The organism is Aquificaceae bacterium, assembly GCA_037481935.1.
Lineage (GTDB): Bacteria > Aquificota > Aquificia > Aquificales > Aquificaceae > Pampinifervens.
This window is the reverse complement of sequence record JBBFKQ010000020.1, coordinates 1-893: the sequence shown is the minus strand read 5'-3', so window position 1 is coordinate 893 and position 893 is coordinate 1. Positions and strand designations below refer to the sequence as shown.

Sequence of the window (893 nt, the reverse complement as noted above, 5' to 3'; positions counted from 1 at the left end):
AAAAAAAGCTCCCCATGGAAAACCCATAGGGAGGATTAAGATGATAGAAGAGAAAATTGTAACATACTTCGTCCTTATTGATGACCTGCTCAAAAACATCGGCATTCATGACGAGCCTCAGACAACCGTATCAAGCTCAGAGATAATGACCATGGCTATCATAGCACACACAGAATTCTCTGGAAACTACTCAAAAGCCCTTGAGTGGATAAAAGCCTTCTGTTCTCATCTGTTTCCTAAAGTCCCTGACAAATCCACTTTCTCAAGAAGGCTTGAAAAACTATTGCCTCACATGCAAAGCATCATATTTAACCTTGCCATGATGTCTGAGGGAAGGGATAAATACTATCTGATTGATTGCATGCCAGTCAAGGTATGTGAAAACGCCCGCATATGGACATGCAAAACCTTGAGAGGTGAGGTATACAGAGGATACACTCCAAGCAAAAGGGAATACTTTTATGGTTTCAAACTCAACACACTTATGGGTTCTGATGGTTTAATCAGAGAAGTTTGTCTGCTTGAGGGTAGCAGACACGATATAGAGGGGCTTTCAGAGATGAGTTTTTATGGTGTAGGAGATAGGGAGGTCATAGGGGATAAGGCATACAGGAATTATCAGATGGAGGATGTTTTATGGGAGGAGGGCATAAGGTTATCGCCTTTAAGGACAAAGAAGGAGAGGAGGTATGAGGGTGAGTGGGTTGAGTATGTGAAGAGGGTATACAGAAGGTTTGCGGAGAGTGTTTTTAGTGTATTAAGAAGGTTTTTGGGGCTTAGACCTTATTCTGTGAGCTTATCAGGGCTTTTTGTGAAAATCTACATGGCGGTAATTTCTTACAATCTCCATAGGCTCTGGAGTGCAGGGATGCTATAACTTGCAACTTGCGTTA

The 893-nt window shown here is 42.0% G+C and carries 1 protein-coding gene; it reads left to right on the top strand.

Annotated features, from left to right (window positions below; all coding sequences use genetic code 11):
- Window positions 1-877, top strand: an 877-nt coding sequence (locus WHS43_09730) for an IS982 family transposase (GenBank protein ID MEJ5339918.1), incomplete at its 5' end; no start/stop codon positions are given.
- Between the last annotated feature and the right edge of the window lie 16 nt (window positions 878-893).